Source organism: Streptomyces sp. NPDC052773 (assembly GCF_044547145.1).
In the GTDB taxonomy this organism is placed as follows: domain Bacteria; phylum Actinomycetota; class Actinomycetes; order Streptomycetales; family Streptomycetaceae; genus Streptomyces.
Genome location: NZ_JBITZX010000011.1, coordinates 1 through 22,875, shown reverse-complemented (window position 1 = coordinate 22,875; position 22,875 = coordinate 1). Strand labels below are relative to the sequence as shown.

Genomic DNA, 22,875 nt, shown 5'->3' with positions numbered 1-22,875 from the left:
AACGGCACCACCCCCGCCCGTAAGAAACCGGAACAACGAGAGCTCGTCAGATCGTTGAGTGACGACTGTCGTCCGGCGCCAACGGCTCGGCGACGGTTTTGCTTCACAGCTCAACGACGCACTACAACGACCCCTTGACCGCACTAGCGAAAGCCCCCTCTGTTCGGGGCTACGTGGCCGTTCGACTGGAGTTAGCACGTGGCCGGGCGCATCGAAGACTACGCACTCATCGGAGACATGCAGACCGCTGCCCTGGTCTGCCGGGACGGCACAGTCGACTGGCTGTGCCTGCCCCGCTTCGACTCGCACGCCATCTTCGCCGGTCTGCTGGGCACGGAGGAGCACGGCTTCTGGCGGATCGGCCCGGCGCACCCCGCCGACGCCGAGCCGCCCGCCGCGGCCCGGCGCAGCTACCGCGGCGACTCGCTGATCCTCGAGTCGGAGTGGGACACCCTGCGCGGCACGGTCCGGGTGATCGACTTCATGCCGCCGCGTGACGGCGCGCCCCAGCTGATCCGGATCGTGGAGGGCGTCTCGGGCCGGGTCCCGATGCGGTCGGCGCTGCGGATGCGGTTCTCGTACGGCCGGGTGGTGCCGTGGGTGCACAAGCACGACGGCCGCACGGTCGCCGTGGCCGGACCGGACTCGGTGTGGTTCGACACCCACGTCGAGACCGAGGGCAAGGAGCTGACGACCTACTCCGACTTCACGGTCTCGCCGGGCGAGCGGATCGCGTTCACCATCTCCTGGCAGCCCTCGCACAAGGAGGCGCCGCCGCTGCCGGAGCCGGAGCAGTCGCTGGAGGCGACGGAGGAGTTCTGGCGGGAGTGGGTCGAGCACTGTACGTACCACGGCCCCTACCGCGAGCCGGTGATCCGCTCCCTGATCACGCTGAAGGCGCTCACGTACGCGCCGACCGGCGGCATCGTCGCCGCCCCGACCACCTCCCTGCCGGAGGACATCGGCGGCGTCCGCAACTGGGACTACCGCTACACCTGGCTGCGGGACGCGGCGATCACCCTGTCCTCGCTGCTGCGCACCGGCTACCGCGAGGAGGCCCGCGCCTGGCGCGAGTGGCTGCTGCGCGCGGTCGCCGGCGACCCGGAGAACCTCCAGATCATGTACGGCATCGCCGGCGAGCGCGAGCTGGGCGAGGCCGAGCTGGACTGGCTGCCCGGCTACGAGAACTCGGCTCCCGTCCGGGTCGGCAACGGCGCCGCGCACCAGCTCCAGCTGGACGTGTACGGCGAGGTCACCGAGGCGCTGCACCTCGGCCACATGACCGGCCTGGCGCGCAGCGACTACGCCTCGCTGCTCCAGCTGAAGCTGATCAGCTACCTGGAGAAGCACTGGCAGGAGCCCGACGAGGGCATCTGGGAGGTGCGCGGTCCGCGCCGCCACTTCGTGCACTCCAAGGTGATGGCGTGGGTCGCCGTCGACCGCACGATCAAGCTGATCGAGTCCGGTGACGCGGACGGCCCGCTGGAGCGCTGGAAGGAGCTGCGCGACGACATCCACCGCGAGGTGTGCGAGAAGGGTTACGACAAGGAGCGCAACACCTTCACGCAGTCGTACGGCTCGAAGGAGCTGGACGCCTCGCTGCTGCTGATCCCGCAGGTGGGCTTCCTGCCCCCGGACGACAAGCGGGTCATCGGCACCGTGGAGGCGATCCAGCGGGAGCTGTCCACCCCGGACGGCTTCATCCTGCGCTACCCCACCCAGGGCGACCACGAGGGCGTCGACGGCCTGCCCGGCGACGAGGGCGCCTTCCTCGCCTGCTCGTTCTGGATGGCCGACGACCTCGCGATGATCGGCCGGGTCGACGAGGCCCGCAAGCTGTTCGAGAAGCTGCTGTCGCTGCGCAACGACCTCGGCCTGCTCGCCGAGGAGTGGGACCCGCGCCTGCAGCGCCAGGTCGGCAACTTCCCGCAGGCGTTCAGCCACGTCCCGCTGATCGACACGGCGCTGCGACTGACGGCCTCGGGCGCGTACGGCGGCTGACCGAGCCGCCCGGGCCGGGCCCGCCTAGGCTGGGAGGTACCCGAACCCCCTGTGCGGAAAGGGGGCGGCCATGGCTTCCCTCTCGAAGGCGGGCACGGCCCTGGCCGCGCTGCGCGAGGATCTGGCCGGTGACGTGTTCGCACCGGGGGACGCGGGGTACGACGAGGCCCGGACCGTGTTCAACGCCATGATCGACCGCCGCCCGGCGGTGATCGCGCAGTGCGCGCACGAGGACGACGTGGTGCGCGCGGTGCGGTTCGGCCGGGAGCTGGACCTGAACATCGCGGTGCGCGGCGGCGGGCACAGCGTGGCCGGGATGGCGCTGAACGACAACGGGCTGGTGGTGGATCTGCGCCGGATGCACGGGGTCACCGTCCATCCGGGCGCCGAGGCGGTCCGGGTGGAAGGCGGGGCCACCATGAGCCATCTGGACCGGGCCACCCAGCCGTACGGCCTGGCCACCACCGGCGGGCGGGCCTCGACGACCGGGGTGGGCGGTTTCGTGCTGGGCGGCGGCAGCGGCTGGCTGGACCGCTGGTGCGGGCTCGCGCTGGACAATCTGCTCGGCGTGGAACTGGTCACCGCCGACGGTGAGCGGGTGCGGGCGAGCGCGGACGAGAACCCGGACCTGTTCTGGGCGCTGCACGGCGGCGGCGGCAACTTCGGCGTGGCCACCGCGCTCACCCTCAGGCTGCACGAGCTGCCCGAGTTCTCGATCGCGCTGCTGCTGTTCCGCCCGGAGGCGGGCCGGCAGGTGGTGCGCACCTACCGGGACGTCCTCGAGTCCGGGCCGGTGGAGGCGAGCGGCGGCCTGCTGTACCTCACCGCGCCTCCGGAGGAGTTCGTGCCGCCGCACCTGGTGGGCAGCCTGGTGTGCGTGGTGCTGCTGACGTACGCGGGCCCGGAGGAGGATCTGCGCAAGGTCGCCGAGCCGCTGCGGGCGCTGCCGCACGAGTCGGAGGTGGTCGGGGCGATGCCGTACGCCGACGTGCAGTGCATGATCGACGATCCGCCGGGGATGCGGAACTACTGGTCGGCGGAGTATCTGACGGGCGCCCCGGACGACTTCGTGGACGTGTTCTGCGCCCTCGCGCAGACCATGCCGGTGCCGACCGGCACCCAGCATGTGCTGTTCCCGCTGGGCGGCGCGATCGCCGACGGCCCCGCCGAGTACCCGGTCCCCTACCGGGACTCGCCCTGGGCCGTGCACCCCTTCGGCATCTGGGCGGACCCCGCCGACGACCGGCGGTGCATCCCGTGGGTCCGCGACGTGCGGGAGCACGTCCGCCCCTGGACCACCGGCGCGGTCTACCTCAACTTCATCGGCGACGAGGGCGCCGACCGGGTCCGGGCGGGCCTGGGCACGGAGAACGCCGCCCGGCTCGGCCTGCTGAAGCGCCGCTGGGACCCGGACAACGTGTTCCGCTTCAACCACAACATCAGGCCCACCTGACCCACGCCACGCCCTACAGCACCGCGTCGATCACCTCCCGCGCCGCCCGCTCCCCCTCGGTCGCGCCGCCTTCCATGAACCCCTGGAAGTCGTAGGAGCAGTGCTCGCCGCCGATGTGGATGTTGCCCTGGGGGGTGCCCTCGTAGCCCGCGTACCGGTGCAGATAGCCCACCGGCCAGTAGGAGTAGGCGCCCTGGGCGTAGGGGCTCAGGTGCCAGGCGGACAGCTGGGCTCTGCCGGTCCAGGCGGCCGAGGTGCCGGGGAAGAAGGTGTCGATCTGCCGGGTGTGGGCCGCCGCGAGGCGCGCCACGTACGGGTCGCTCTCGGTGGAGAACGGTCCGGCGGGCGCGAGCGCGCGGGCGAGGCTGCCGCCGTGGTACTGGATGAGGATGCCGCCGGTGCCCGGCTGGATCTTGGTGGTGTCCCAGGTCTGCTGCACCGGAAGGTCGGTGAAGCAGTCCCCGGCGGACACCCCGGGCCAGGCTCCCGTGCCGCGCCAGGGGCGGGTGGAGAACTGCATGTTGAGCTTGGTGCAGTACCCCATGCGGGCGTCTCTCAGCAGGCTGGTCATCCGGCTGTCGAACCCGGCCCGGCTCAGGTCGAGCTGCTTCAGCACGGGCAGCGGGACGCACAGGATCGTGTGGTCGGCGGTGACCGTGCGGGTGGCGCCCGCCTCGCCGAACGTCAGGGTCTGGGTGCCGTCGGCGTTGGCGCGTACGGCCTGGAGCGACCAGCCGTGCCGGATCGTGCCGTCGGGCAGGAAGCCGGCGATGGCGCGCGGGAGCCGGTCGTTGCCGCCGGTGATGTGGTAGCGCTCGTTGGACAAGCCCCAGATGTTGAAGTCGCCGGGGTTGGTCTGATAGCCCATCAGCAGCACCAGGGCGAGCGAGGACTGCTCGGTGGTGTCGGCGCCGTACTCGACGTTGTAGGCGACGTCGATGAACCGGCCGAGCGGGGAGTCGTGGCCGCCGGGCACCCGGGACTCGATCCAGTCGTGGATCGACATGGTGTCCAGGGCGGTGCCGGTCGGGGTGGTCCGGTTCCACTTCACCTCGCCGGCCTCGATGAGGTCGCGGTGCAGGGCCTGGTAGACCGCCTTGAAGTCCTCGTTGGCGTGCTCGCGCGGGTAGTACTCGCCGTTGAACCACAGGACTTCCTCGGCCCCGTTGGGTCCGCCGCCGAGGAAGTCCTCGACGGGCAGCGAGAAGCGGCGGCACAGCTCCAGCATCTTCTTGTGGCTGGTGTCGATCAGCTCGCCGCCGATCTCCGAGGTCTGGCCGTACGCCCAGTGGTCGCGCTGGGTGTGGATCCGGCCGCCGACCCGGCCGGGGTTCGCCTCGTAGAGGGTGCAGCGCAGTCCGGCGTCGTGGAGGGTGAGCGCCGCGGTGAGTCCGGCGATCCCGGCGCCCACGACGGCGATCCGGGGCGCGGCGGCGGTGGCGGCGGTCGCGGGTGCGGCGGTGGCGGCGGTCGTGGTGGCCGCGAGGGCCGCCGCGCCCTTCAGGACGGACCGGCGCCGCAGCCGGGCCTCCTCGACGGGCACGCCCAGCGCGTGCGCGGCGGCGTGGTCGGCGGTGAGGGAACGCAGGACGTGCAGGGCATGCGTACGGGACATGGTGCGGCTCCTCAGACGGTGGCGGGTGCTTCCTCGACGTCGTCGTCCGTGCGCTCGGCCGCGTCCTCCAGGACGATGCGGCCGATGATCTCGTAGCGTTCCGGCTTGCGGGCCCGCAGATACAGACCGAGCCCGAGGCCGCCGAAGAAGACCAGCCCGACGATCCACGGGATGGCCTTGAAGAAGAGGGAGCCGGCCGCCGTTCCGGCCGCGGTGTCCAGGTTGGCCACCAGCAGCGCCACCACCGCGATCATGCCGATTCCGCCGAGCAGCGGGGCGGTGAGGGTGCGGAACCAGTGCCGGTCCTCGGGGTGGTTGCGGCGGAAGTAGCCGATGACCGCGAACGAGCACAGGGTCTGCACGATGAGGATCGCCATCGTGCCGAGGATCGCCAGCAGCGTGTACAGGTGGATGTACGGGTCCTGCCCGGTCACCCAGAACGCGCCGACCAGCGCGACCGCGATGACCGACTGGACGAAGGAGGCGACGTACGGCGATCCGTGGCGGGCGTGGGTGCGGCCGAGCGCCGGGTGCAGGAAGCCCTCGCGGCCGATGGCGTACAGGTAGCGGGCCGCGCACTGGTGGAAGGCCATGCCGCAGGCGAAGGACCCGGTGATCAGCAGCCACTGGAAGGCGTCGACCGCCCAGGCGCCGATGTAGGCGTGCGCCGGGTCGAAGAACAGGTCGAGCGGACTGCTGCCGGAGGAGACCTCGACCGAGCCCTTCAGCCCGTTGCCCGCGATGGTCATCCAGGAGACGTAGATGTAGAAGAGCCCGACGCCGACGACGGAGACGAGGGTGGCGCGCGGGATGACCCGCTTGGGGTCGCGGGACTCCTCGCCGTACATCGCCGTCGACTCGAAGCCGACCCACGACCAGAACGCGAAGAACAGTCCGAGCCCGGCGGAGGTCCCGGTGAAGGCGTTCGCCGGGTTGATCGGCTCGACCGGGATGCCGTCGGGGCCGCCGCCCCGGAGGAGGACGGCGGTGGCGACCGCGAAGAGCACGGCGATCTCGGCGATCAGCATCACGCCGAGCGCCTTCGCCGTCAGGTTGATGTCGAAGTACGACAGCACGGCCGTCACCAGCAGCATCGCGGCGGCGTACACGATCCACGGCAGGTCGACGCCGAGTTGGTCCTCGACGGTGGTCTGGGCGAAGTAGGAGAAGACGCCGACGATGGACGCCTCGAAGACGATGTACGCGAGCACCGCGAGCATCCCGGAGGCCATGCCGGTGATCCGGCCCAGGCCGTGCGAGATGTAGCCGTAGAAGGCGCCCGCGGCGGTGATCCGGCGGGCCATCGCGACATAGCCGACGGAGAAGACCGTCAGGACCAGGGTGGCGAAGAGATAGCCGGCCGGCGCGCCCGTGCCGTTGCCGAAGCCGACCGCGATGGGCAGGTTGCCGGTCATCGCGGTGATCGGCGCGGCGGTCGCCACCGCCATGAACACCACGCCCACCAGGCCCACGGAGTTCGCCTTCAGACGATGGACCTCGCGTGTGGGTGTGTGCTCTCGCGTGGGTGTTTCTGCCATTCCCGCCCCTCTCAACGGACCTTCACAACGAAATCCGTAGCTCGCTTGGCTGCTTCCTGCGAATGCGACAGTGTTGCGGCGGAGTGACGCAGACCACAACAGACAGGCGGTCTCGCAATTCGGCGCCGGGGGCGACGCATTGTCGCGCCGGAGCGCCCGGTGATCGTCGCCGTAACCGTCCGGAGATGTCGCCGGAACACGCGCGCCGGTAGCGTCCGCTGCATGGACAGCCGTACGGACCACCGATTCGACAGCCAGGGCGCCGGCATCACCGTGCAGCGCGCCCTGGAGCTGCCGGGCCTGCGCAGCGGCCTGCCCGAGGTGCTCGCGGGGGCGGACCGGTTGCAGCGCACCGTGCGCTGGGTGCACGCGGGCGAGGTGCCCAACATCGCCTCCCTGCTCAAGGGCGGCGAACTGCTGCTGACCACCGGCTACGGCCTCGGTACCCGCCCCGCCGAACAGCGCGCCTTCGTCCGCACCCTCGCCGAGCGCGGCATCGCCGCCCTGGTGGTCGAGCTGGGCCCCCGCTTCACCCGGCTGCCCGCCGCCCTCGTCGAGACGGCCCGCGCGGCCGGGCTGCCGCTGGTCCAGCTGCACCGCGAGGTGCCGTTCGTGACGGTCACCGAGGAGATCCACACCGAGATCGTCAACGGCCACTACGCCCTGCTCCAGCGCGCCGAGGAGGTGCACCGCCGCTGCACCGAGGCCCTGCTCGGCGGCGGCGGGGTCCCCCAGGTCCTCGGCATCCTCGCCGACTTCGGCAGCAACCCGGTCTTCCTGGAGACCTCCGACGGGCAGCTGCTGTACGCCGCCGGCTCCGGACCCGAGGGCGCCGACCCGCTCCAGGTGTGGGAAGGGCTGCGCGGCCCGCACAAGGACGCCCGGCCGCCCGCCGGTTCGGTCATCGTGGAGGTACCGGGCGGCGGCCCCGGCACCGGCTCGGTCCGCGCCCGCCTGGTCCTGCTGCCGGTACGCGCCCCGCTGGCCCCGGTGCACCGGATCGCCGCCGAACGCGCCGCGGGCATCCTCGCCGTCGTGCTGATGCAGGCCCGCCAGGAGGAGGAGCTGGCCGCGCGCGGGCGCGGGGACTTCCTCACCGACCTCGCCGAGGGCCGGATCACGGCGGAGGACGCTCCCGCCCAGGCCCGCGTGCTCGGCTTCAAGCCGGGTGACGGCCCGCTGCTGCCGGTGGTGATGCGGCTCGGCGACGCGCTCTCGCCCGCTGGGGGTACCGCCCGCTCGAGCGTGGTCGAGAGTGGGGGAGGGTGGGCGGTGCTCGCCCGTGCGGTCGCCGAGGAGCTGGCGACGGTGGGCGTGCCGGTGCTGCTGGGCGTCCGGCCGGTGGAGAGCCGGGTTCCGCTCCTGCTCGGGCTGCGCTCGGAGTCGGAGCGCGCGGCCGTCGCCGACCGGGTCGCGGCGGCGCTGCGGGCGGGCGTGGAGCGGGCCGGGATCCAGCGGCCGGGCGCGCCGCCGCCGGTGGTGGTCGTCGGCGTGGCGGGCGGCTGGGCGGCGGCGTCCGCCGGGCTGCGGCACGCGGCGGAGACGGCGACCGCGGCGCAGGGCCTGACGGACCGCCCCTGGTACGACGCGCGGCGCCTCGACATCGACCTGCTGCTGTGGCGGCTGCGCGACCACCCCGACCTGGCCGCTTTCGTGGAGCGCGCGATCGGCCCGATCCGCGACCACGACCGCCGCTCCCGCCCCCCGCTCCTGCCCACCCTGGAGACCTATCTGGCGCACGCCGGCCGCAAGGCGGAGACCGCCCGCGAGCTGCACCTGAACCGCCAGACCCTCTACAACCGCCTCGCCCGCATCGGCGAGCTGCTGGGCACCGACCTGGACGACCCGCAGACGGTACTGGCCCTCAGCCTGGCCCTGCGGGCCCGGCGGCACGTGGGCTAGCCGTCGGGGCCGGCCCCTTCCGGGCGGGCTCGGCCAGGCCGGCACCCCGGCCGTCAGAGCAGTGGCTGAGGCTGCGTCAACTCGTCGTAGACGCTGAGCACCTGGGCGACGGTCTCGTCCTCCGTCGGCCAGGTCGCCGCCTGCCGCACGCCCCGCTCCCGCAGCAGCGCGCGCCGCTCCGGATCGCCGAGGAGCCGTACGACGGCCGCGGCGAACGCCTCCGCGTCCCCGGGCGGCACCAGTTCGGCCGCGTCGCCGACCAGCTCCGGCACCCCGGCGACGGCGGTCGCGACCAGCGGCACCCGCGCGTACAGGGCCTCCTGGGCGAGCACGGACCGCGACTCCCGGCAGCTCGGCAGCAGCGCCAGGTCGGCCGCGGCGAGCAGCGCGCCGATGTCGTCCCGCCACCCGACGAGCCGCACCGGCAGCCGCTCGGCCTCGATCCGCCCCTGCAACCGCGCCCGCAGCGGCCCCTCCCCCGCGACCACGGCGACCGGCACGGGGTCCAGCACCCGCCACGCCCGCGCGGCGTCCAGCAGCAGGTCGTACCCTCGCTGCTGGTCCAGCGCGCCGACGGCGAGCAGCAACGGCCGTCCGATGGCGCCGAGTTCGGCGCGCACCTTGGACCGCTGCCGGTCCGGGTCGCCGCGTTCCACCGGGGTCCGCGGGCCCGGCAGGGCGACGGCGGCGAGCCGCGCGTCCCGCGCGCCCGTGCGGCGGGCCCGGTCCACGAGGTCCGAACTGGTGCCGAGCACGACGGCGGCGGCCTTCGCCACCCGCCGCTCGAGGATCCGCAGCAGCTGCCCGCGGGCGCCCTCGGCATACGCCCGGTTGTGCCAGGTGACGACCAGTGGGATGTGTTTGCCGCTGAGCGCGAGCGCCGCGCGGAAGGAGGCGTGCAGTCCGTGCGCGTGCACCAGGTCGGCGTCGGCGCAGGCGGCCCGCAGCGCGGCCACGGAGACGGGGTCGCTGCTGCGCGGGACGGGGACGTGTTCGGCGCCGGCCCCGGTGAAGTCGTAGGCGTGATCGGCCTCGTGGGGGGCGCACACGGTGACCCGCACGCCCCGTGCGACGAGCCCCGCGGCCAGCGACCGCACATGGGCGCTGCTGCCGGCGTTGCCGCCGCCCAGCACCTGCACGGTGCGCAGCGACGACTGGCCGTGCGGTGAGTGGCTGCTCACGGGGGTCACGTGGCCCGGCTCCTGATTCGGCGTCGATCGGTCACGACGGTCACGGAGAAACGTACAGAAGGTTCGTGCGGAGGGGGTGTACCGCACGGCGACCTCCCCGTACTCCGCCAAGGATGCCAGTCCGTACGCCCGTTCCGGGAACGCCGCACTCCCGAGCGCCGCCCGCGCCCGGGGCAACGCGACGCCTGACATCCCCCACACGAGTGAACCGGCGGCACGGGCGAGTGACCTGACGCCCCTCACCCGTGACCCCGTCCCCACAGATGGACGGGCGCCTCGCACACGTGCCCCGGCGGCTCACCCCCGCGCGCCCGCGAGCGCGCTCACCCGCTCCCCGCACACGGCGGCGGCCACCACCGCGGCGGCGTGCGCGACCAGTCCCGCCCGTCCGGCCCCCGCGACCACGGCGGCCCCGAGCGCCGCACCCAGCGCGTGCGCACCGGCGTCCCCGACCATCGCCCGCTCCCCGAGGTCGTCCGGCAGTACGGCCCCCGCCGCCCCCGTCGCTGCGGCGGCCAGCTCCGCCGCCGGTCCCTTGCGCAGCAGCCCCGGCACGGCGAGAGCGAGCACGGACCCGGCGGCCCGACCCGGCCGTACGTCCACGAGGTTCACGGCGTGCGCGGCGCCGGCGATCACCACCCCCGCCAGCACCTTGTCCACCGCCCGCTCCTTCATCAGCGCCCCCGCGAGCAGCCCGGCGGCGCAGATCCCGAACAGCTTGACGGCGCCGCTGGTCAGCTCGCCCTCCCGCAGGGCGGTCAGGTGCGCGCGGAACCCGCGCCGGGGGTCACCGGCCCCGGCGAAGTCGTCGTACGCCCCGCAGGCCCCCGCGACCGCCACCGCGGCCCCGGCGGCGGGCCGCACCCGCCCGGCCGCGACGGCGGCGGCCAGGGCGGCGGCGGGGCCGGCGTACAGCTCGACGGTGCGGCCCGCGTAGTTCTTCCGTTCCCAGCGGGCACGGCCGCCGGGGGCGAGGGTGCGCAGGGCGGCGGTGGCGGTACGGGTGAGCAGACCGGAGATTCCCAGCGAAACGATCATCCGCTCACCCTAGAAGGGGGCGGCCGGCGGCCGGGAGGCTACCCGGCCGCGTCCGCGCGCGCCGCCGCCAGCAGCTCCTCCGCGTGCGCCCGAGCGGTCTCGGAGTCCTCCTGCCCGGCCAGCATCCGGGACAGCTCCCGGATCCGCTCCTCGCCCTCCAGCACCTTCACGCCGGACCGCGTCACCGACCCGTCGTTCGTCTTCTCCACCAGCAACTGCCGGTCGGCGAACGCGGCGACCTGCGGCAGATGCGTCACGACGACCACCTGCGCGGTCTTCGCCAGCCGCGCCAGCCGCCGCCCGATCTCCACCGCGGCCTTGCCGCCGACCCCGGCGTCGACCTCGTCGAAGAGATACGTCGGCACGGGATCGGTCCCCGCGAACACGACCTCCACGGCCAGCATCACCCGGGACAGCTCACCCCCGGACGCGCCCTTGGCGATGGGCCGCGCGGGCGCCCCGGGGTGGGGCGCGAGCAGCAACTCGACCTCGTCGACGCCGGACGGCCCGTACGCCACGGTCCGCCCGCCGACCTCGACGCCCTCGGGATCCTCGGTCTGCCGGATGGCGAACGACACCCGGGCGTGCGGCATGGCGAGCGAGGCCAGCTCGGCGGTCACCGCGGCGGCGAACCGCTCGGCGGCCTCGGTGCGCGCGTCCGTGAGAGCCTGCGCGAGCCCGCCGAGTTCGGCGCGCAGCGCGTCCCGCTCGGCGGTCAGCTCCTCGATGCGCGAGTCGTCGCCGTCCAGCTCGGTCAGCCGCGCGGCACCGCGCTCGGCCCAGGCCAGCACGGCGGCGACGTCCTCGCCGTACTTGCGGGTCAGCGCGCTCAGCGCCGCCCGCCGCTCCTCGACGGCCGCGAGCCGCAGCGGATCGGCGTCGAGGTCGTCGGCGTACCCGGCGAGTTCGCCGGCCACGTCGCCCAGCAGGATCCCGATCTCCCCGATCCGCTCGGCGAGCGCGGCCAGCGCAGGATCGTGCGACCGCACGGCCTCCAGGGCCCGGTGGGCGCCCGCGACGAGCGTCGAGGCGTCGACTCCCTCGGGGTCCTCCGGATTGCCCGCCAGGGCGGCGTGGGCGGTCGCCGCGGCGGATGCCAGCGCCTCGGCGTGGCCCAGCCGCTCGGCCTCCTCGGCCAGCTCGACGTCCTCCCCGGGGCGCGGTTCGACGGCGGCGATCTCGTCGAGGCCGTAGCGCAGCATGTCGGCCTCCTGGGCCCGCTCACGCGCGCGCGTGGTGATCTCCTCCAGTTCGGCGGAGACAGCCCGCAGCCGCTTGTACGCCTCGCTGTACTTGGCGAGCGGCACGGCGACCGCGTCCCCGGCGTACCGGTCGAGCGCCTGCCGCTGCCGGGACTGCTTCAGCAGCCCCTGCTGGTCGGTCTGACCGTGCACGGCCACCAGCTCGTCGGCCAGCTCGGCCAGCAGCCCCACCGGCACGGACCGCCCGCCCAGATGTGCCCGGGACCGTCCTTCGGCGGAGACGGTACGGCTGACCAGCAGCGCCCCGTCGTCGAGCTCGGCCCCGGCCTCCTCGGCCCGCAGCGCCGCCGAGGCGTCCTTCGGCAGCGCGATCCGCCCCTCGACGACCGCTTTCTCGGCACCGATCCGCACCAACGCCGGGTCCGCCCGCCCACCGAGCAGCAGGCCCAGGCTGGTGACCACCATGGTCTTGCCCGCACCCGTCTCACCGGTGACAGCGGTGAACCCGGGTGACAGCTCGACCACGGCGTCGTCGATGACTCCGAGCGACCGTATCCGCATCTCCTCCAACACGGACAAGACCTTACGAGGTCCGGGTCGGCGCGTGCGACCACCCCACCCTTGTCACCCACACGAGCGGCTCCGCCTCAGGGGCGCGGGGCTGAATCTGATATGCGGCTCCGCCGCGTGGGCGCGACAAGCCACAACGCACCCGCGGCCGCCGACGGCGAAGAACCACCCTCTCGGATGGCGCCCGGTGACCGGCTAGAGACCCCCGGCTAGAGACCCCTTAGTGCGGCGCCCCCCGCCACCCCGACACCGGCAACGCGAACTTCGCCACCAGCCGATCCGTGAACGAAGCATGGTGCAGCCGGGCCAGCCGCACCGGCACGGCCCCCCGCCGCACCTCCACCCGCGCCCCCGGCGGCAGCTCGACCGTCCGCCGCCCGTCGCACCACAGCACCCCGGGCGTGATGTGCGGCAGCACCTCCACCGCCAGCACCGAGTTCGGCGAGGTCACCAACGGCTTCGCGAACAGCGCGTGCGCGGAGATCGGCACCATGAGCAGCGCCTCCACCTCGGGCCACACCACCGGCCCACCCGCGGAGAACGCGTACGCCGTGGACCCGGTGGGCGTGGACAGCACGATCCCGTCGCACCCGAACCCCGTCACCGGCCGCCCGTCGATCTCGAGCACGACCTCCAGCAGCTTCTCCGCGCCGGCCTTCTGCACGGCCGCCTCGTTCAGCGCCCAGTCGGTGTGCACGATGTCACCGTTGCTGTGCACGACGACGTCGACGGTCATCCGCTCCTCGACCTCGTACGCCCGGGTCACCACCCGGTCGACGACCTTGTCCAGATCGTCCCGCTCGGCCTCCGCGAGGAACCCGACCCGCCCCAGGTTGACGCCGAGCATCGGCACCCCGGACGCCCGCGCGAACTCCGCCCCGCGCAGCAGCGTGCCGTCACCGCCGAGCACGATCAGCAGCTCGCACCCGTCGAGGCACTGCGGGGTCGCCTCCTTGACCAGCACCACCTCGTCGGGCAGCGGTAGGTCCCGGGCCTCGTCCTCCAGCACCCGCACGCCGATCCCGGACCTGAGAAGCCCCTTCACCACGAGCTCGGCGCTGCGAATGGCCGCCGGCCGCCCGGTGTGGGCCAGCAGGAAAACAGTACGAGCTCGGTTCGATGTCAACGCGGCCCCTCCGCCACTGCACGGTCAACGTCGGCCGGGTCCAGCTCGGGAGCACCGGCCCGCAGCCACAGAAAGTATTCGACATTCCCGGAAGGACCGGGCAGCGGACTTGCGGTGACCCCTCTCACCCCGAGCCCCAGCTCCCAGGCCTTCTCGGCCACCGACCGCACGGCCTCCGCCCGCAGCTGCGGACTCCGTACGACTCCCCCGCTCCCCAGCCGCTCCTTCCCCACCTCGAACTGCGGCTTGACCATCATCACCAGATCGGCGTCCGGCCGCGCGCACCGCACCAGCGCGGGCAGCACCAGTCCGAGCGGAATGAAGGACAGATCCCCCACGACCAGATCCACAGGCTCTCCGTCGATCGCCTCGAGCGTCAACTCCCGTACGTTCGTACGGTCCTTGACGGTGACGCGTTCATCGCTCTGCAAAGTCCAGGCCAGCTGGCCGTAACCGACGTCGACGGCGACGACGTGCGCCGCGCCCGCGCGCAGCAGCACATCGGTGAAGCCACCGGTGGACGCACCCGCGTCCAGCGCCCGCCGCCCCTCGACGACCAGGCCCTGCGGCACGAAGACCTTCAGCGCCCCGGCGAGCTTGTGCCCGCCCCGGGAGACGTACTCGGGGTCGTTGTCGTCGGCGGCGACGACGATGGCCGCCGCGGTCTCCACCTGCGTGGCGGGCTTGGTCGCGACGGTCTTGCCGACGGTGACCCGCCCGGCGGCGATCAGCTGGCTGGCGTGCTCACGCGAGCGCGCGAGCTTCCGGCGGACCAGCTCCGCGTCGAGACGGCGGCGTGCGACTCCTGCCACGTTCGGTTCAGCTCCTATTGCCATACGTCGACGGGGGCGCCGGAGGTCCCGGGCGGGCGTCGAGCGCGGTGAGCGCGTCGCGCAGCCCCCTGTGTACATCCTCGTACACCTCGACGTGTCCGTCGGTGGGGAGGTGGTCGGCGTCGGCCAGGCGGTGCAGGGCGGCGTCGACGTCGGCGTTGCCGGTGGGGGTGCGGGGCACGCCGAGCGGGGCCGGGGCGGCGGGGTCGTGGTCGGGCTCCTCCGCGGGCTCCACGTGCTCCACGGGTCCCTCGGGCTCCACGGGCTCCTCGGGCGCCCCGGGCGCCCCGGCCACGGGTTCCTCGGGCGCCCCAGGCGCCCCGGCCACGGGTTCCTCGGGCGCCCCCGCCACGGGCTCCTCGGGAGCCCCCGCCACGGGCACTTCGTCGTTCATGCCCCGACGCTACCCCGAAGCCCTGGGGTAGCGTCGATCCCGATGGCCACGATCGAGGAGTGCCGCAGCGCACTCGACAAGCTCTCGGAGAACATGCAGCACTCCGAAGGGGACGTCCGCGCGGCGGCGGCCCTGGACCGCTCGGTGAGCTGCCACATCACGGACCTGGACGTCACCTTCGTCGGCCGGATGACCGGCGGCCGGATCGACGTGCGCGACACCGTCCAGGGCCCGCCCGCCGACAAGGCGCAGATCCGGCTCGCGATGACCGGGGACGACCTGGTCGCGCTGGTCGACGGCGAGCTGCACTTCGCCAAGGCCTGGGGTTCGGGCCGGGTGAGGCTGGAGGCGGGCCTGATGGATCTGTTCCGGCTCAGGAAGCTGCTGTAGCGGCCTGCCGGGCGCGTGCCTTGCGGGCGGCCGGCACCACCAGCGGCGTACCGGTCTCCGGATCGTCGATGACCTGGCAGCGCAGGTTGAAGACCTCCTCGACCAGCTCGGCCGTGACGATCTCGTTCGGCGCGCCCCGGGCGATCACCTTGCCGCCGCGCAGGGCGATGAGGTGGGTGGCGTAGCGGGCGGCGTGGTTGAGGTCGTGCAGCACGGCGACGAGCGTGCGGCCCTGCTCCTCGTGCAGTTCGGCGCACAGGTCGAGGACGTCGATCTGGTGCTGGATGTCGAGGTAGGTGGTCGGCTCGTCGAGCAGCAGCAGCGGCGTCTGCTGGGCGAGCGCCATCGCGATCCACACCCGCTGGCGCTGGCCGCCGGACAGCTCGTCGACGTACCGGTCGGCCAGCTCGGCGACCCCGGTCTGGGCCATGGACTCCTGGACGACCCGCTCGTCCTCGGCCGACCACTGGCGCAGCAGGCCCTGGTGCGGGTACCGGCCGCGGCCCACCAGGTCGGCGACCGTGATGCCGTCCGGCGCGATCGACGACTGCGGCAGCAAGCCGAGGCTGCGGGCGACCTTCTTGGCGGGCATCGACTGGATGACCTGCCCGTCGAGCAGTACCCGGCCCTCGCTCGGCTTCAACATCCGCGACAGCGCCCGCAGCAGGGTGGACTTGCCGCACGCGTTCGGGCCGACGATGACGGTGAAGGAGTTGTCGGGGATCTCCACCGAGAGCTGTTCGGCGATGACGCGCTGGTCGTAGGCGAGGGTGACGTTCTCGGCGGACAGACGGTTCACGGTGCTCCTTCGTTCGTTCAGGGGGTGCGCGCTCATATCCGGCCGGCCCGGCGCTCGGTGACCAGCAGCCACAGCAGGTAGACGCCGCCGACGACGCCGGTGACCACGCCCACGGGAAGCTGGTCGGCGCCGAAGATCCGCTGCGAGGCCCAGTCGGCGATGACCAGCAGGGCGGCGCCCATGCACAGCGACGGCAGCAGGTTCGGCCCGGGCGAGCGGGTCAGCCGCCGGGCGAGCTGCGGCGCGGTGAGCGCGACGAAGCTGACCGGGCCGGCGGCGGCGGTGGCGGCCGCGGTGAGCAGGACGGCGGCCACCATCAGGAGCATCCGTACGCGCTCCACCCGCACCCCGAGCGCGTTGGAGATGTCGTCGCCCATCTCCATCATCCGCAGCCCGCGCGCGTTGGCGAGGACGAGCGGGACCAGGACGGCGCACAGCGCGAGCAGCGGCCACACCTGCGCCCAGTCCCGCCCGCTGAGGGAGCCCGTCATCCAGACGAGGGCACGCGAGGCGTCGACCAGGTCGGCCTTGGTCATCAGATAGCCGTTGACGGCCGTGACGATCGCGGAGACACCGATACCGACCAGAACCAGCCGGTAACCGTGCACGCCTCGCTTCCAGGCGAACACATAGATGGAGATGCCGGTCACCAGGCCGCCCGCCAGCGCTCCGAGGGTGACCTCGGAGGCGCTGCCGGAGAACAGCACGATCACCACGAGCGCCCCGGCCGTCGCCCCCTGCCCGAGGCCGAGGATGTCCGGGCTGCCCAGCGGATTGCGGGAGATGGCCTGGAACAGCGCGCCGCCGAGCCCGAGCGAGGCACCCACCAGCAGGCCGACCAGGACCCGCGGCAGCCGCAGCTCGTTGACGATGAACTCCTGTCCGGGGTTGCCGTCGCCGAGCAGCGTCCTGACCACGTCGCCGGCCGGGATCGGGAAGTCGCCGGTCCCGATCAGCACGACACTCGCCGCGAGCGCGGCGGCCAGCAGCAGTACGACGACGGTGACGGCCCGGACGTCCAGCCGTACGGACAGCCCGCCGGGGGTGCGCAGGGCACGGGTGGCACGAGCGGACTTCACCGCCGGGCTCGCGGGCTTCACGGCGTTCTTCGGTGCGCTCTTCACAGCTGGGCCGTCCTCCGCCGTCGTACGAGAAAGATGAAGACCGGGCCGCCGAGGATCGCGGTGACGATACCGACCTGCAGCTCGGCGGGCCGGGCCACGACCCGGCCGATGACATCGGCGCCGAGCAGCAGCACCGGCGACAGCACGGTCGCGTACGGCAGGATCCAGCGCAGGTCCGGGCCGGTGAAGGAGCGCACGACGTGCGGCACCATCAGCCCGACGAACACGATCGGCCCGCAGGCGGCGGTCGCCGCCCCGCACAGCACGGTGGCGGCGAGCATGGCGAGCGCCCGGGTGCGGTTGAGGTGCGCGCCGAGGGCCTTGGCGGTGTCGTCGCCCATGGACATCGCGTTCAGCGGCCGGGCCAGGCACAGCGCGAGCACCATGCCGGCCGCGAGGAACGGCAGCACCTGAAGGATGGTGTCGTCGGTCGCGGAGGTCAGCGAACCCACGGTCCAGAACCGCATCCGGCCCAGCGCCGCCTCGTCCAGGATCATCACGGCCTGGAGATAGCCGTAGAGGGCGGCGCTGATGGCGGTGCCGGCGAGCGCGAGCCGCACCGGCGTCGCACCCCGGCTGCCCCCGAGGAACCAGACCAGCGCCCCGACCCCCGCGGCCCCGCAGAACGCGAACCACACATAGCCGTTGAAGCTGGTGACACCGAGGAAGGTGATGGCGGTGACGACCGCCGCGGACGCACCGGCGTTGATGCCCAGCAGTCCCGGATCGGCCAGCGGATTGCGCGTCAGCGCCTGGAGCACGGCACCGGCCAGACCGAGCGCGGCTCCGGCCAGCAGACCGAGCAGGGTCCTCGACAGCCGGTCCGCCACGACGGTGTCGCCGTACGTCCCCGAATCCTCGAACAGGCCGTGCCAGACCTGCTCCAGAGACAGCCCCCGTGCGCCGATCGCGATGCTCGCCAGCGCGACGAGCACCAGGATCAGCACGGAGACGAGCAGCCCGACGGACCGTATCGCCCGGCGCTTCGGGGGCGCGGGAGCGGTCACCGCGCGCTGTTCGGGAGGGCTTTCAACCAACACGAGGTTAGGTTAGCCTACCCTCCCATTCGATCAAGATCCCCACCGCGGCCACCGCACCGCTCACGCCACCCGGCTCAAAACCCCAGTCGCGCCAGCGCCTTCGCCCCGTCCAGCTCGCAGACGCCCTCCCCGGCCGCCGCCCAGGCCGCAGCACACAACGCCCGCAACCCGTCCAACGCGGCCCCGTCCCCCTCCAACTCCAGCCGCGCCTCCCCGGCCGTCGCCGTCCACCCCCCGCACCGGAACCCCGCCCCGGCCTCGACCACCTCGGGCTGCCCGACCAGCAACCCCCGCAGATCCGCGTCCACATACGTCGGCCGGTGCTCCGGCGCCGCGGCCAGCAACTGCGCCCCGTCGGTCACCCCGGTCAGCACCAGCAGCGAATCGACACCCCCGTTGAACGCCCCCTCGATATCCGTGTCGAGCCGGTCGCCCACCACCAAAGGCCGCTCCGCACCGGTCCGCAGGATCGTCTCCCGGTGCATCGGCGGCAACGGCTTCCCCGCCACCCGCGGCTCCGCACCGGTCGCGATCCGCACCACCTGCACCGCCGCCCCGTTCCCCGGCGCGATCCCCCGCGCCCCCGGAATCGTCAGATCGGTGTTCGACGCGAACCACGGCACCCCGCGCGCGATCGCGTAACACGCCTCGGCGAACCGCCCCCACGGCAGCTCCGGCCCCCCGTACCCCTGCACCACCGCCGCCGGATCGTCCTCCGCGGACTCCACCGGCACGAGCCCCCGCTCGCGCAGCGCCACCCGCAGCCCGTCGCCACCGACCACCAGCACCCGCGCCCCCGCCGGCACCTCCTCGGCGATCAACCGCGCGACGGCCTGCGCGGAGGTGATCACATCCGACGCCGCCGCCGGTATCCCCAGCTCCGTCAGGTGCGCGGCCACCGCGTCCGGCGTGCGCAGCGCGTTGTTCGTGACGTACGCCAGATGCATCCCGCCCTCACGGGCCGCCGCCAGCGACTCCACCGCGTGCGCGATCGCGTTCCCCCCGGCGTACACCACCCCGTCCAGGTCGAGCAGCGCCGTGTCGTACGCCTCGCTCAGCACCCGCTCACTGCCCGCCGGCCGCGTCCTGACGCCCTGACTCATCGCACCGCTCCTCGTCCGCCTGCGCTCGCTTTCCCCCGATCATCCCCCATGCCACTGACACACGTACGATGCCGGGATGAAGACAGCAGGTCACTCGGAAGCAACGACGCGCCGAGGCCTGGAACTCACCCCGTTCCGAGGCCTGCGCTACGACCCCGACCGGGTCGGCAGTCTGGCAGCCGTGACATCCCCGCCCTACGACGTCGTCGTCCGCCCCGACGGCCTGCACCACCTCCAGTCCGCGGATCCCCACAACATCGTCCGCCTGATCCTCCCTCAGGCGGCCACCCCCACGGCACGCAACCAGCAGGCCGCCGACACCCTGCGCCGCTGGCTCGCCGAAGGCGTCCTGACCACCGACACCGACCCCGGTTTCTACGTCTACGAACAGCGGGACGGCACCGGCCTCCTCCAGCGCGGCGTCATCGGCGCCCTGCGCGTCTCCGAACCGTCCGACGGTGTGGTCCTGCCCCACGAGGACGTCATGCCGCACGTCGTCGCCGACCGCGCGGCCCTGATGCGCGCCACCCAGGCGAACCTCGAACCCCTCCTGCTCACCTACCGCGGCGACGGCTGCGCCCACGGCACCACCGCCGTCATCGAGCGCACCGCCGACCGGCCCTCACTGCTGGCCACCACCACGGAGGACGGCTTCCACCACCGCCTGTGGGCCGTCACCGACCCCGCCGACGTGTCCCGGATCCAGTCCGACCTGGCCCGCCACCAGGCCCTCATCGCCGACGGCCACCACCGCTGGGCCACCTACCGCCGGCTCCGCGCGGAGCACCCCTCCCCCAGCCCCTGGGACTACGGCCTGGTCCTCCTCGTCGACACGGCCCGCTACCCCCTGCGCGTCCGCGCCATCCACCGCCTCCTGCACGGCCTGCCCGTCACCGACGCCCTGGCCGCCCTCGACGGCCTGTTCCGCGTACGCCGCCTGGACGCGCCCCTGGGCGAGGCCCTGACCGCCCTCGGAGACGCGGCCCGCGAGGGCAACGCCTACCTCCTCGCCGGCGACGGCGCCTTCCACCTGGTCGACCGCCCGGACCCGGCCCTGCTCGCCCGCACGGTCCCCGCCGACCGCCCCGAGGCCTGGCGCACCCTGGACGCCACCGTCCTGCACGCCGCCCTCCTCGAGCACGTCTGGCACATCCCCGAGGACTCCCCGGCCCACATCGCCTACATCCACGACGCCGCCGCCACCGTCGCCAAGGCCGAACACGACGGCGGTACGGCCGTCCTGATGCACCCGGTCCGCGAGGAGGTCGTCCGCGACCTCGCCCGCCAGGGCGTCACGATGCCCCGCAAGTCCACGTCTTTCGGCCCCAAGCCGGCCTCGGGCCTGGTCCTGCGCACCTTGGACACCTGACCCCGGACATCCACTGGTAGGCCGGACATGCGAAAAGGGCGGGACCCGCATCGGGATCCCGCCCCTTCACTCATCGACGTCAGTCGTCCTGACCGCCGTCCTTGTCCTCGCCCGGCTCAGCGCCGGCCGCGTCCTCGTCCAGCGCGTCGACGAACTCCACCCCGTCCAGCTCGGCGAGCCGGTCCGAGGCGTCCGTGCTGCCGTCCCGGTCGGCCTCGACGGCCTTCGCGAACCACTCCCGCGCCTCACGCTCCCGCCCGGCCGCGAGCAGCGCGTCGGCGTACGCGTACCGCAGCCGCGCGGTCCACGGCTGTACGGCGTTGGAAGCCAGCTCCGGGCTCTGCAGCGTCACGATGGCCGCGTCCAGCTGCCCCATGTCACGCCGGGCGCCCGCCGCGACGAGCCGCATCTCGACCTGGCCGGCCTTGTCCAGCTTCTGCACCTCGGGCGCGCCCGCCATGTCGAGGGCCTTCTCCGGCCGCCCGAGCCCACGCTCGCAGTCGGCCATCAGCGGCCACAGCTCCACGGTCCCGGTCATCCGCCGCGCCGCCCGGAACTCGGCCAGCGCCTCGCCGTACTTCTGGTTGGCGTACGCCGCGAACCCGGCCGCCTCCCGCACCGCCGCGACCCGCGAAGCCAGCCGCAGCGCGACCTTGGAGTAGCCGTACGCCCCCTCCGGGTCCTCGTCGATCAGCCGCGCGACCATCACCAGGTTCTTGGCGACATCCTCGGCGAGCGTCTTCGGCAGGCTCTGCAGCTCCTGCCGTACGTCCTTGTCGATCTCGTCGCCCGTGACGTCCTCGGGGATCGGCAGGCGCTTGATCGGCTCACGGTCGCGGTCACGGTCCCGCTCGTCACGGAACCGCCCGCCGCCGCGCCGGTCGTCGCCACCCCGGCCACGGAAGCCGCCTCCGGGCCGCCCGCCCCGGTCGTCACGACGCGGCCCACGGCCCCCACGGTCGTCCCGGCCCCGGAACCCACCGCGCTCACCACGGCTGTCGTCCCGCCGGAACCCACCACGCTCGCCGTCCCGCCGGTCGTCCCGACGGTCGTCACGGCGGTCATCACGCCGCTCGTCGCGCCGGAAACCGGGCCGGTCACCACGGTCATCGCGCCGGTCGTCACGGCGGTCGTCTCGCTTGTCGTCGCGACGGAAGCCCCGGTCGCGATCCCGGTCGTCGCCACGCCGCTCGTCCCGCCGGCCGTACCCGCCGCCCCGGCTGTCGTCCCGCCGGAACCCGCCACGGTCACCCCGGTCGTCCCGGCGGTAACCACCACGGTCGCCGTCCCGCCTGTCATCACGGCGGTCGTCGCGCCGGAAGGCGGGCCGGTCACCACGGTCGTCACGCCGGTCGTCACGGCGGAAGCCCCGGTCGCGATCGCGGTCGTCCCGACGCGGCCCACGGTCCCGATCGCGGTCCCGGTCATCGCGCTGGAACGAGGACGACCGATACCCACGGTCGCGGTCGTCACCCCGCCTGTCGTCGCGCCGATCGTCCCGCCGGTCATCCCGCCGGTCATCGCGCCGGTCATCGCGCCGGTCATCGCGCCGACCGTAGCCACCACCACGGTGGTCGTCGCGACGGAACCCACCACGGTCCCCGCGCTCGCCACGGTCACCTCGGTCACCTCGGTCGTCCCGGCGGTAACCACCACGGTCGCCGTCACGACGGCCATGGCCGCCACGGTCACGGTCACGGTCGTTACGATCGCCGCCACGACGGAAGCCGCCGCGGTCGCCGCGATCCCCACCATCCCGTCGCCGCTGGTCGCGCTCCGGTCGGTCGTCGGGAGAGTTGGTGGACATCGGTGACTCCTGTCTTCGGTACCGCAAGCATTCTAAAAACGAAAGGACCCCTGGTCCCAGCTGTACGCTGGTGACCAGGGGTCCTTCCAAAGATTGTTCGGCGGCGTCCTACTCTCCCACAGGGTCCCCCCTGCAGTACCATCGGCGCTGTGAGGCTTAGCTTCCGGGTTCGGAATGTAACCGGGCGTTTCCCTCACGCTATGACCACCGAAACCCTAATGGTTTCGAGCGAACAAGCACACTCTTCTGTTATGCGTTCTGCTCAAAGCCGGCAACGGTCGTTGCCTCAGAACTAACACAGTGGACGCGAGCAACTGAGGACAAGCCCTCGGCCTATTAGTACCGGTCAACTCCACACGTTACCGTGCTTCCATATCCGGC

The 22,875-nt window shown here is 73.1% G+C and carries 19 protein-coding genes and 1 rRNA gene; 5 read left to right on the top strand and 15 right to left on the bottom strand.

The features are described 5' to 3' along the window. Positions 1-198 precede the first annotated feature (198 nt). Positions 199-2,001: a glycoside hydrolase family 15 protein gene (locus tag ACIG0D_RS23610; protein WP_365766582.1), complete on the top strand. Its 1,803-nt coding sequence runs from the start codon at positions 199-201 to the stop codon at positions 1,999-2,001. A 70-nt stretch (positions 2,002-2,071) separates the two neighbouring features. Further along, positions 2,072-3,454: an FAD-binding oxidoreductase gene (locus ACIG0D_RS23605; RefSeq protein ID WP_399804181.1), complete on the top strand. Its 1,383-nt coding sequence runs from the start codon at positions 2,072-2,074 to the stop codon at positions 3,452-3,454. A 13-nt stretch (positions 3,455-3,467) separates the two neighbouring features. On the opposite strand, the gene ACIG0D_RS23600 is transcribed toward ACIG0D_RS23605, so the two are convergent. Further along, entirely contained in the window at positions 3,468-5,069 is a 1,602-nt protein-coding gene (locus ACIG0D_RS23600; protein ID WP_399804179.1) for a flavin monoamine oxidase family protein, read from the bottom strand. An 11-nt stretch (positions 5,070-5,080) separates the two neighbouring features. Further along, entirely contained in the window at positions 5,081-6,607 is a 1,527-nt protein-coding gene (locus tag ACIG0D_RS23595; protein WP_399804176.1) for an APC family permease, read from the bottom strand. A 222-nt stretch (positions 6,608-6,829) separates the two neighbouring features. On the opposite strand from ACIG0D_RS23595, the gene ACIG0D_RS23590 reads away from it, so the two are divergent. Further along, entirely contained in the window at positions 6,830-8,509 is a 1,680-nt protein-coding gene (locus tag ACIG0D_RS23590; protein ID WP_399804174.1) for a PucR family transcriptional regulator, read from the top strand. A gap of 53 nt (positions 8,510-8,562) precedes the next feature. On the opposite strand, the gene ACIG0D_RS23585 is transcribed toward ACIG0D_RS23590, so the two are convergent. The 6 genes from ACIG0D_RS23585 to ACIG0D_RS23560 all read right to left on the bottom strand — a co-directional run bounded on the left by ACIG0D_RS23585 (position 8,563) and on the right by ACIG0D_RS23560 (position 14,730). Then, positions 8,563-9,699, bottom strand: a complete 1,137-nt coding sequence (locus ACIG0D_RS23585; RefSeq protein ID WP_399804172.1) for a glycosyltransferase family 4 protein — start codon at positions 9,697-9,699, stop codon at positions 8,563-8,565. A 297-nt stretch (positions 9,700-9,996) separates the two neighbouring features. After that, on the bottom strand, positions 9,997-10,737 hold the full coding sequence (locus tag ACIG0D_RS23580) for a hypothetical protein (RefSeq protein WP_399804170.1): 741 nt from the start codon (positions 10,735-10,737) through the stop codon (positions 9,997-9,999). Positions 10,738-10,775: 38 nt separating this feature from the next. Next, positions 10,776-12,500: a DNA repair protein RecN gene (gene recN, locus ACIG0D_RS23575; RefSeq protein WP_399804723.1), complete on the bottom strand. Its 1,725-nt coding sequence runs from the start codon at positions 12,498-12,500 to the stop codon at positions 10,776-10,778. 229 nt (positions 12,501-12,729) lie between these two features. Beyond that, a complete protein-coding gene (locus ACIG0D_RS23570) occupies positions 12,730-13,635 on the bottom strand; it encodes an NAD kinase (RefSeq protein ID WP_365767168.1) in 906 nt (301 codons plus the stop codon). Further along, positions 13,632-14,447, bottom strand: a complete 816-nt coding sequence (locus ACIG0D_RS23565) for a TlyA family RNA methyltransferase (RefSeq protein ID WP_399804167.1) — start codon at positions 14,445-14,447, stop codon at positions 13,632-13,634. The genes ACIG0D_RS23570 and ACIG0D_RS23565 overlap by 4 nt, the downstream gene beginning before the upstream one ends. 7 nt (positions 14,448-14,454) lie before the next feature. Next, complete coding sequence (locus tag ACIG0D_RS23560; protein WP_399804721.1) at positions 14,455-14,730, bottom strand: hypothetical protein; 276 nt, start codon at positions 14,728-14,730, stop codon at positions 14,455-14,457. A 174-nt stretch (positions 14,731-14,904) separates the two neighbouring features. Here ACIG0D_RS23560 and ACIG0D_RS23555 point away from each other — a divergent pair, with 174 nt between their 5' ends. Next, positions 14,905-15,252 (top strand): SCP2 sterol-binding domain-containing protein, encoded by a 348-nt coding sequence (locus tag ACIG0D_RS23555; protein WP_399804164.1) that lies wholly within the window; start codon positions 14,905-14,907, stop codon positions 15,250-15,252. Here ACIG0D_RS23555 and ACIG0D_RS23550 read toward each other — a convergent pair. The 4 genes from ACIG0D_RS23550 to ACIG0D_RS23535 all read right to left on the bottom strand — a co-directional run bounded on the left by ACIG0D_RS23550 (position 15,236) and on the right by ACIG0D_RS23535 (position 19,318). Next, entirely contained in the window at positions 15,236-16,087 is an 852-nt protein-coding gene (locus tag ACIG0D_RS23550; RefSeq protein WP_399804161.1) for an ABC transporter ATP-binding protein, read from the bottom strand. The genes ACIG0D_RS23555 and ACIG0D_RS23550 overlap by 17 nt on opposite strands. Next, positions 16,084-17,130 carry a FecCD family ABC transporter permease gene (locus tag ACIG0D_RS23545; RefSeq protein WP_399804718.1) on the bottom strand — a complete coding sequence of 349 codons (1,047 nt, stop codon included), beginning with the start codon at positions 17,128-17,130 and terminating at the stop codon, positions 16,084-16,086. Before ACIG0D_RS23545 ends, ACIG0D_RS23550 begins: the two co-directional genes overlap by 4 nt. A 41-nt stretch (positions 17,131-17,171) precedes the next feature. After that, positions 17,172-18,215 (bottom strand): FecCD family ABC transporter permease, encoded by a 1,044-nt coding sequence (locus ACIG0D_RS23540; protein WP_399804158.1) that lies wholly within the window; start codon positions 18,213-18,215, stop codon positions 17,172-17,174. A gap of 74 nt (positions 18,216-18,289) precedes the next feature. Further along, complete coding sequence (locus tag ACIG0D_RS23535; RefSeq protein ID WP_399804155.1) at positions 18,290-19,318, bottom strand: HAD hydrolase-like protein; 1,029 nt, start codon at positions 19,316-19,318, stop codon at positions 18,290-18,292. 76 nt (positions 19,319-19,394) lie between these two features. Here ACIG0D_RS23535 and ACIG0D_RS23530 point away from each other — a divergent pair, with 76 nt between their 5' ends. Continuing rightward, entirely contained in the window at positions 19,395-20,687 is a 1,293-nt protein-coding gene (locus ACIG0D_RS23530; protein WP_399804153.1) for a DUF1015 domain-containing protein, read from the top strand. A gap of 79 nt (positions 20,688-20,766) precedes the next feature. Here ACIG0D_RS23530 and ACIG0D_RS23525 read toward each other — a convergent pair whose 3' ends face one another. The 3 genes from ACIG0D_RS23525 to rrf all read right to left on the bottom strand — a co-directional run bounded on the left by ACIG0D_RS23525 (position 20,767) and on the right by rrf (position 22,706). Then, on the bottom strand, positions 20,767-21,501 hold the full coding sequence (locus tag ACIG0D_RS23525; protein WP_365767174.1) for a hypothetical protein: 735 nt from the start codon (positions 21,499-21,501) through the stop codon (positions 20,767-20,769). After that, complete coding sequence (locus ACIG0D_RS23520) at positions 21,393-22,385, bottom strand: hypothetical protein (RefSeq protein WP_399804715.1); 993 nt, start codon at positions 22,383-22,385, stop codon at positions 21,393-21,395. The genes ACIG0D_RS23525 and ACIG0D_RS23520 overlap by 109 nt, the downstream gene beginning before the upstream one ends. A gap of 204 nt (positions 22,386-22,589) precedes the next feature. Then, positions 22,590-22,706 (bottom strand): 5S ribosomal RNA (gene rrf, locus ACIG0D_RS23515). Positions 22,707-22,875: the final 169 nt, after the last annotated feature.